This is a genomic window from Algoriphagus sp., assembly GCF_029254265.1.
GTDB lineage: Bacteria > Bacteroidota > Bacteroidia > Cytophagales > Cyclobacteriaceae > Algoriphagus.
On record NZ_JAQWXX010000003.1, the window covers coordinates 1 to 9289 of the forward strand.

General features: G+C 37.9%; 7 protein-coding genes and 1 pseudogene. 5 read left to right on the plus strand and 3 right to left on the minus strand.

Annotated features, from left to right (window positions below; all coding sequences use genetic code 11):
* Positions 1–123: 123 nt before the first annotated feature.
* The 3 genes and pseudogenes from P8O16_RS00255 to P8O16_RS00270 all read left to right on the plus strand — a co-directional run bounded on the left by P8O16_RS00255 (position 124) and on the right by P8O16_RS00270 (position 4428).
* Positions 124–1692 carry a DUF262 domain-containing protein gene (locus P8O16_RS00255; RefSeq protein ID WP_300309650.1) on the plus strand — a complete coding sequence of 523 codons (1569 nt, stop codon included), beginning with the start codon at positions 124–126 and terminating at the stop codon, positions 1690–1692.
* Positions 1689–3201, plus strand: a pseudogene (locus P8O16_RS00260) (N-6 DNA methylase). The gene P8O16_RS00255 and the pseudogene P8O16_RS00260 overlap by 4 nt, the downstream one beginning before the upstream one ends.
* Before the next feature lie 6 nt (positions 3202–3207).
* On the plus strand, positions 3208–4428 hold the full coding sequence (locus tag P8O16_RS00270; RefSeq protein WP_300309656.1) for a PD-(D/E)XK nuclease family protein: 1221 nt from the start codon (positions 3208–3210) through the stop codon (positions 4426–4428).
* A gap of 41 nt (positions 4429–4469) precedes the next feature.
* On the opposite strand, the gene P8O16_RS00275 is transcribed toward P8O16_RS00270, so the two are convergent.
* The 3 genes from P8O16_RS00275 to P8O16_RS00285 form a co-directional block, all read right to left on the minus strand.
* The gene (locus P8O16_RS00275) at positions 4470–5495 is read right to left on the minus strand and encodes a restriction endonuclease (protein WP_300309658.1); all 1026 of its coding nucleotides are present in this window, start codon (positions 5493–5495) and stop codon (positions 4470–4472) included.
* A 61-nt stretch (positions 5496–5556) separates the two neighbouring features.
* A complete protein-coding gene (locus tag P8O16_RS00280; RefSeq protein WP_300309660.1) occupies positions 5557–6246 on the minus strand; it encodes a hypothetical protein in 690 nt (229 codons plus the stop codon).
* Between the two features lie 20 nt (positions 6247–6266).
* Positions 6267–7166: a WYL domain-containing protein gene (locus P8O16_RS00285; protein WP_300309662.1), complete on the minus strand. Its 900-nt coding sequence runs from the start codon at positions 7164–7166 to the stop codon at positions 6267–6269.
* A gap of 108 nt (positions 7167–7274) precedes the next feature.
* Here P8O16_RS00285 and P8O16_RS00290 point away from each other — a divergent pair, with 108 nt between their 5' ends.
* Positions 7275–8237 (plus strand): hypothetical protein, encoded by a 963-nt coding sequence (locus P8O16_RS00290; protein WP_300309664.1) that lies wholly within the window; start codon positions 7275–7277, stop codon positions 8235–8237.
* A 1-nt stretch (position 8238) separates the two neighbouring features.
* Positions 8239–8868, plus strand: a complete 630-nt coding sequence (locus P8O16_RS00295) for a hypothetical protein (protein WP_300309666.1) — start codon at positions 8239–8241, stop codon at positions 8866–8868.
* Positions 8869–9289: the final 421 nt, after the last annotated feature.

Genomic DNA, 9289 nt, shown 5'->3' on the forward strand with positions numbered 1-9289 from the left:
GTAAAGCCGCTCTTTCAGCCGATCACTCGTCTGAGGATCACTAAATAATTCTTCAAGTGTTCGTTTCTTTGTCATCTATTTGTAAAATTAGCAGACACACTTAACTGAACACTCTCAGAGAAGATGTTTATTGGGAATTTCTTAATTCATAACATTAATCCACTAGATCCTCCATTTAAACCAATCCCTATAGAGGGTTCCAAAGAATTAAACCCGAATTATCAGGAGAAGCCATCTATTTTGATTTTAGATGGTCAACAAAGATTGAGTTCTTTTTTCTACGCATTATACGCTCCCGATTTCCCATTAAGAAATGCTTCAAACCCGTATGCTTTTTTTATCTCTATTCAGGCACTGCTGGATGACGATATTGAAAATAGTGTCAGCAGTAGATCTAAGGCTTACAGAGAATATAAATCCCTCATTCTTGAAAATGGAGAATTTGATTTTGAAAAATTATTAGAGCAAAGATTAATACCTATGACATTTTTGTCAAAGGACTTTTCCGATATCTGGTATGAAAATTATCAAGATCACTTTGAAAAAGAAGAAAGTAAAAAGGTAAGATCCTATGTGAAGAATGTGTTGGAATATAAAGCATTGACCCTTGATGTTCCTGTAAATGAGAAGGCTGAAAATATTGCAGTACTTTTTGAAAGAATAAATCGAACAGGAATAAAGCTTTCAATTTTTGATTTATTGGTGGCAAGGCTTTATAAGTTTTTGAATTTGAGGTCTGTATGGGAGAAAGCTTATGATGACTCTGAAAACATAAAGAAATATGTTCTCTACAATAAGAGGGAGACTCAGATTGCCTATTATTTCATTCAGGCATTGGTTCTTTCAAATGGCAAAAGCATAAAAGCCAGAGATATGCTTGGAGTTGATGATTCAATCATAAATGAGTCAAACTGGAATGATTTGGTAGAAAAAATGGAGTCCAATGTATTGCAAAGATTATTGGATATCAATGAATACGGAATAGCAAGAGTAGACAAATGGCTTCCATATTCTCCAATGTTGGTTCCTTACTCAGCTTTTTTTCTAAAAGGAGATTATAATATTTCAAAAATAAATAAATGGTACTGGGCTTCAGTTTTCAGTGAGAGATATGCTGGTTCTGTTGAAAGTAAAATCTCAAAAGATTACAGAGAAGTCCAGAGTTGGTTCACTAATGATGAGAAAATACCTGAGGTGATTGCTGATTTCAGGAATAGCCTTGACAAGACTTTTAAGTTGATAGATAAAGTAAATGCTGGTAATTCAGTTTATAAAGGAGTGTTTAACCTGCTTTTTATAAATGATGCGAAGGATTTTTATGAAGATGATAAAATCAAATTCTCTAGAAAGGATTTGGATGATCACCACATTTTCCCAAAAGCATTCTTGGATAGCAAAGGGATAAAAGACAATGTGAATTCAATTTTGAACCGAACCCTAATTCACAATACTACAAATCGTAGCATTAGCAAAAAATCGCCTGCTTCCTACATTCAGGTAATGACCGGGAAGTTAGGAGGAGAAATTTTTACAAAAGAGCTGTTGAAAAAACATTTTATAAGTTCAGATATGTATTCGATAATGAAAGAGGTAAAAGAGGCAACTTTGCCAGAGGTGGTAGAAGAAAAATTCAACCATTTCTTATCAATGAGAGATGAACTAATTAAAGAAGCAATCCAAGCCAAAATATGACCGAATCAGCATTAATATCAAAAGTCTGGAATTTTGCCAATGTGCTCCGTGATGATGGTGTAGGCTATGGGGATTATCTGGAGCAGATTACCTATCTGCTCTTTCTGAAGATGGCGGATGAAATGTCCAAGCCCCCTTATTCCAAAAAAATGACTTTCCCTCGGATCAAGGATACCGAAGGAACTGAGCTTGAAGATGGAGAGCTTTGCGATTGGGAGACACTTTCTAAGAAACGGGGTGCAGAACTCGAAGCCTATTACTCTCAGATGCTTCGTTCGCTCGGGACAGAGAAGGGAATTCTTGGGCAGATCTTCACCAAATCTCAGAATAAAATCCAAGATCCGGCAAAATTGCTTCGGGTGATCGACATGATCGGCAAGGAGCAATGGACTATGGTAGGCGCAGACATCAAAGGTGATATCTACGAAGGGCTGCTAGAGAAAAATGCATCCGATACCAAATCCGGTGCAGGACAGTATTTTACCCCAAGGGCATTGATTCAAGCCATGGTGGAATGTTTGGCTCCTAAACCAGGCAAGAAAATCCATGATCCAAGTTGCGGTACAGGAGGCTTTTTCTTGGCTGCTTACGATTACATCATCAATCACCATTCTCTAGACAGCGATCAAAAGAAGTTTCTTAAAAACAGCACTTTCTCAGGAAATGAGATTGTGGCCGGAACAAGAAGGCTGTGTTTGATGAATATGTTTCTCCACAATATAGGAGAAATCGACGGAGAGACATTCATCTCCCCAAATGACGCATTGATAGCAGACGAAGGCATTCGGGTTGATTACGTGCTTGCAAACCCTCCGTTTGGAAAGAAAAGCAGTATGACGATCACCAATGAAGAAGGAGAACAAGAGAAACAAGACCTGAGCTATAACAGACAGGACTTCTGGGCCTCCACATCAAATAAGCAACTGAACTTCTTACAGCATATCAGATCACTGATGAAGATCACAGGTGAAGCTGCTGTTGTATTGCCAGACAATGTGTTGTTTGAAGGTGGAGCAGGCGAAACAGTTCGAAAGGAATTGCTGAAAACAACCGAGCTTCATACCATTCTGCGACTTCCAACAGGAATCTTCTATGCCAATGGAGTAAAAGCAAACGTGCTGTTTTTTTGATAACAAGCCCGCATCAAAAGAAGCTTGGACTAAGGAGGTTTGGATTTACGATTACCGGACCAACATCCATCACACCTTGAAGAAGGGAACAATGCAGCTAGAGGATTTACGTGATTTTATTACGCTTTACAATCCGTCCAATCGACACAAGCGGACAGAAACCTATTCTGAATCAAACCCTGATGGTCGTTGGAGGAAATTCAGCTATGAGGAGATTATCGCCCGAGACAAAACCAACCTAGATATCTTCTGGCTAAAAGACAAGAGCCTTGCAAACTTGGATAATCTTCCCGATCCTGATGAGTTGGCTTTAGAGATACTGGAAGATGTGGAGGCTGCATTGGATGGGTTTAGGGGGATTGTGGGGATATTTAAATAAGTAATAATGGATAATATAAACGAGGCAATATCTCTTTTTTCAAAAGTAGAAGAGATTCAAAAAGAGGAAAAACAACTTTCTAGGCTGAGAGGTGAGCATTTCAATATTTTCAGGCTATTGGATTGGGAAAGAAAAGAACCTGAATTTCACACAAAATTTCTTTTTGAACTGTTAGACCCCAAAGGAAGCCATGAAATGAAGAGTATTTTCTTTGATGAATTTATAAGGGTTATAAATGATATTCTTCCCTCAGAGATTAATTTTCCAAGTTACTCATCTGCTCATATTGAAGCCAAAAAGGAGATTTACATTGGAAAGGTAAACTTTGAAAATCAAGAGGGTGGAACAATAGATCTTTATTTTGAGACTGATACATTTGCTCTTGCTGTAGAAAATAAAATCTATTCTGGCTTAGGTAATCTTCAACTTGAGCGATACTATGAATTTTTAAACAGGAAAACCTATAAAACTAGAGTTTTGATCCTTTTGAGTCCATTCGGAATTACTTACCAGGGAGGATTGGAAGAGGGTAAAGACTTCCATCATGTAAAGTACGAACAGCTAATGGGCTGGCTTGAGTTCTGTATGGAAAAATCAGCCGATTCTCCCATTTTAAGGGAAACAATTAAGCAATATATCATTTCAATTAAAGGTGTTTTGGGAATTTTAACCAGTAAAATAATGAATGAAAAATTGAAAGAATTGATTTTGAATAACTACGAGGTGGCAAAACAAATCGCTGATACTTTTCATCAAGCGAAGGATTTGAAAATAAGGAAAATGTATGAGATTCTTTTTGATCAATTAGAAAGAAAATACCCAGCTCCCATATGGAATACACACTTAAAAATTGAAGATATATATATAAAATGGTGCGATTTTAGGATTAGAAAAGAAGAATGGGGAAAAGGAATCTATGTTATGTTCCAAGGGAATCCCAATTTTTTAACAAAAGGAATTGTAGTTTGGGTTTTTATAAGCCCAATTCCTGATGAAATCAAACTTAAGGCTTTAAAAACCTTAAGTCGACAGGGGTTATTGCTTAATGAAAATAATGGAAACTTACAATTCTTAAAGTCTTTTGGGAAGTTCAAAGATCTAAGTGGTTTAGTTAATTCCGAAAAAAATCCAAAAGAAATGGCTCAGGAGGTATTCGAATATGTTGTTGAGACTGTCGATAAGTTGGAATCAGATATTCAAAAAATAGGTCAGATACTCAAAGAATAATTGGTGTGATTTGAATAAAAAAAATTTGAAATCTGCTTAAATCACTCAAAATCCCTCAACAAATCCAATCCTGCATTGAGGAGCATTTTGGAAAACTCAAGGCCGTCGATCAATTGTATTTGATTGATGGCTGCTGTTTTTTGAGCTTCTGAATTAAAAGAATCAGCAGTTGTGATAACCCAGGCTATTCGACTGTAGCCGTCATCCAATCGGTCTTGCTGGGATACATAATCCAGAACTTGATTTACTGCCCATTGATTGATCTGTCCAGTTTGGAATTTTGCCTGCACATAGATGATCAACTTCATTTTCTCAAAGACAGCAATGATGTCTGCATTACCTTCTTTTCCCCGTGTATTTTTGGCAGGAATAGTGACTTGCGTGGCCCCGATAGTCTTGAAATAAATGCTGATTACCTTTTCAAATTTACTCAGGTTGAGATGTGTAGCGAGGGACTCCAGCACTAGTCTGGCTGTTTTTTCATGCAGAATAGAATGAAAGTGAATTGGCTTGTTTGCCACATAGTTCTTGATGGCTTTTTCGATGCTCAGTTTCAGGTCTGAAATGCATGAGTTTGTTTGACGGATTTTCATTCTTGCAGTAAGCGCTGAGTCAGCAAATTTTCCTCTTGAAATGTCATGGTGAAGGATTTTGACCTTTCTCACAAATCCCAAGTCAAATCTTACGCCTTGATTGGAGTATAGATAAGTACTATCTGAATCAACAGGCTTTCCATCCCATGTTTTTAGTAGATCAACTTTTAATTCTTGAATCAATAAGGGTGTGTCATCAATGATTTCACAAACGGTGAAGTTTCCTTTCCCGGGAATTAGAACGGAATCTCCTTTTTGAAATTGAAAAAATGTCCAAAGATTTTGGCGCATTTGCGGCACATACCCCCAGTAATCTTGAAATTGTTGATCAAAGTATGATCTATTTCCTTGCAATGCCTGAGAGAGAAATTCCTTGCTGGAAAAATCAGAGAAACCAATGGATAAATATCCTTTATCTAAAAGTGGACGTGACAACTCTGCATGGTGAGAAATTCGATGAAGCCAATAGTTCATGTTAATTTATTTTTCAATGGAAAATAGGTTTATTTTGAAGTCTACTGATTCATAACCAGTTTTAGTTTTTCATAAAAACTTCAGTGTTTTCTTTCAACCAGTTCACTTCTTTTGGACTCTTTTTATGTAGATAATCTTTCCATTTTTGCCAAGGGAAGTACTTACTTGGATGCTTGATGAAAATCAATTCAATGGATTCCCCATCACCATTTTGGACCGTTGCATTCTTTGCATAAGAAGTTCCAATGCGTTCCTCCCATCTCACTCCCTTTGTTGAAAATCCAGTTCCTTTAATTCCCAATTCCAATGTATTTGCAGCGGTGGTTCCAAGAAATATGCAAGTAGTAGGTTTGGTCAGCCCAACCAAATGAAAAAAGGTCTTCCATCCACCGATATAATCCGTTTTTAAGGGTCTATCCACATTGGTAGAGAGCGTTCGCTGGATAAAATTATGGTAGGAAAGCATTGCCCAAAGTTTAGTGCTGTCAAACGCTTCGTTCCCAAAAAGCGCCCGATACAGATTGGGGAAGATCTTTGTTCCATAGTACAATCGATCAATTGCCAATTCTCTGATTACTGCTCTTGTATATTCAGGATGATTGTGTTTTTCTATCGACTGAGGTGTATTGTCATGGTAATGGCTTTCACCAATAATCATTATTTTCTGATCTGAAGGGAGATTTGAAAAGGTATCTCCAATCCATGGAAGCCATTTTAAGCCATCTATTTTATTAAAATCTGAGTCGTTCATACTGATTTTTTGAATTGGTTTTATTTGATTTTTGATTCCATAATATTTTTAGCTTTCTCCTTTACCATCTCCTTCAATCGCTCCGGTTCTTCTACTTTTACCTCATCGCCATGTGACAAAATCACCGAGATCAACTCATAGTTGATTTTTACACGGAGACTGATTTCGAGGATGTTGCCGTCATCGACTAAAATCTGCTGGGTAGGATGTATAGGCATGGATTTGATATAGCGACCTTTGAACTCAGTAAAAGTCAGTACTACTGTTTCTACCGTTTCTTTGGAGTTATTGATAATTCCGATCGTTTCCAGAAATCTTGACTCTAAATCTGGGGCAGGAGGGATGCTGACCTTTCCGGGGATTAGTTCCAAAGATTTGATTCGATCCAAACCAAAAAAGTGGAGTTCATCCTTTTTGGTCCAAGCCATCACATACCAGCGATTCAGGTATTCCTTGAGTGCTATAGGACGTAATTCCCGTATCTCAGATTTCCAAAGCCAGTATTTTTCATATTCCACCAGAATTACCTCTTGATTTTCGATGGCTTCTAAGATTGGCTTCAGATATTCCGTACCCCTAGCCAATCGCTTTTCAAAAAACACTTTTCCGCTCAGTCGATTAGCCCGCCTGAAAGCTTGAATCGTCTCAAAGGATTCGAGAAGTTCAAGATGGTTTTCGCTACTTTCCTCGATATTGATCCGATAGCTTGACGACTTGAAATCATATTCAATGATCAGCCCAAAAAGCTCTTCAATCTCCTTTAGATCCCGATTTAGGGTACGCTTAGAAATCAAGAGATCCATTTCCTTGTCATTGGATTTTTCTTCCAAATTGCTTTGTAGCTGATCCCATGTAAATGGTCCTTTTTTAGCTGTTTTGATGATTTGAAGTTGACGATAAAGCGAGTTGAGTTTGCTCATAGTTCAAAGTAAGGGTTAGCTTCAGCCAATACGTGGCTGAGTATAGAAAAGTATCATTTTTTTTTAAGCAGGACATGTTTTGACTGAGGGTACTTTGACTTTAGGGGTATGAATGATATTTCCCATTTTCAAATGGCTAGAAAGGCCCTAAAAAAACTCTATCCTTCTTGGTTACTTTTCATAGATGAGGTGATGGATTTGATACAACCATTTTGGTTGGGACTCAAATCTAAAGAACAAGCTCATTTCATTCATCTGATAGGATATGGGAAGAGGCAAAAAGCCAAAGAGATCATCATTGACTTGCTAGAGTTTCTCGATTGGCAAAGCGATTCAATCTTTCTTTTGCAAAATTGGGACCTCCAATCTCCATCCTCTTTTGTCCAAGTGGTAGATTTCCAAGAAAGTTATCGTGTTTTCCCAAAGGTTGTAGTCACTGATTTCTTTTCGGAGTTTTTAGACTTGGTTAATGGAGAGGCAGCAACTTGTTCGTACTTGCCTCAATTTAAAACCTTTCTGAAGGAGCGAAAGGAACTCCAGTTATTTGATGAGTCCCATCCATCCAGTGATGGTAGAGGTTCTTTGATTATAAGTTTTTTGGATTTCTTTGGAGATCAAGATTTTATTCAAACCCGGCTCCTTCTTAAGTTTCTATGGAATAATCCTATCGAAGGATTTAATCAGCTGAGGAAAACCTTTGTCCCTGAGGAGATGCAAAGAATGATCGAAAAAGAATATGTCAAGCAAGAAGAACTGATATTCTTCTCCAAAGATCGTCCTTTTCATGCGCAAATGGCATTTGATCTTCAAGCAGTAACCTCAGTCCTTGCAGGAAAAGGAAGTGAGCTGTTGAGCATTCCTGTTTCAATAAGTTTCAATGCCATGGATTACTTCTTGGCTTATGTGTTTTACAAAAAATTAAACTACTCTAAACTACTTCAAGCGGGATTTGATTTTTTCCTTCCGGTTTTTAGCCAATACGCATCAATGACGAGGAGAGTCAATTTAAGACCAGAAAAGTTGGAGCTGGATTTTAAAGGAGGTTGGAAATTTAACTTAATAATGGATTGATATGAATAGAAGAGAGTTTGCAAAAAGGATACCCTTCCTCGCTGCCATGCCATTGGCTTTGGGAACAGGTAAATCTAAAACTCCATCCACTAAGCGGCATTTGATTGCTTTGGGTAGTGCAGCATCCAATCTGGTAATGAAAAATAAGAATCTGCTCAAGTTTGATTCTTTCACCTTAGTCAGTGATCATAATCCAGACCTTCAAGAGAATACTGGGTTTATCTCCTATGTTCCCCCAGATCAAGCCTATTTTTTTTTGGATATGAGAAAGCTTCTAAAGAAAGAACCGTATCCATTAATTGATCTTCCTGAAGAATTATCAGAGGTAATAAGAAGTAAGGAAGGTGAAGTGCTAATACTTGCAGCCCTGGGCAAATACACAGGAACCGTATTGAGTACTTCTATTGCAAAAGCTTTTGCCGGATCCTCTAACCTTAGCTTTTTGGTCTCTATTCCCTTTTCTTTTGAGGGATCATTTGTAAGAAATCAGGCATTAAATGCTGCTATTAAAATCACATCTCTTCATCCAGTCCAATTCTTTGACTTTGAGGATATTCGGGAGAAGTATGGCAACATTACTGTCCGAAGTGCTTTTGAAAAGGGGGATGAGGAGATAATAAGACTTTTATAAGGCTTACTTATAAAACATAAATATCCTTTTCTGCTTAGCTGAAATGAAAAAACTCAAGCATTTTGTCTATATATCATATAAAGAGGGATTGACTTCATCGATCCCATTTTTGGGGAGAATCAAAAGAAAAGCCTTCTCTCTTCGTTCGATTGGGCTTTTTCGCTTATTAGTTCGCTCAAGCAAGCTTGGCTCCTAAACGCAAAAAGCCTATCCGCTATGCGGATAGGCTTTTCTTTTGCAGTGGAGGAGAGGACTGAGCGTTAAAAAACAGTCCGGTGGACTGTTTTAGCGAAGGGCCGGACAAGCGGGTAGGTGCGTAGCAAACTGAGCGTTAAAAAACAGTCCGGTGGACTGTTTTAGCGAAGGGCCGGACAAGCGGGTAGGTGCGTAGCAAACTGAGCGTTAAAAAACAGTCCGGTGG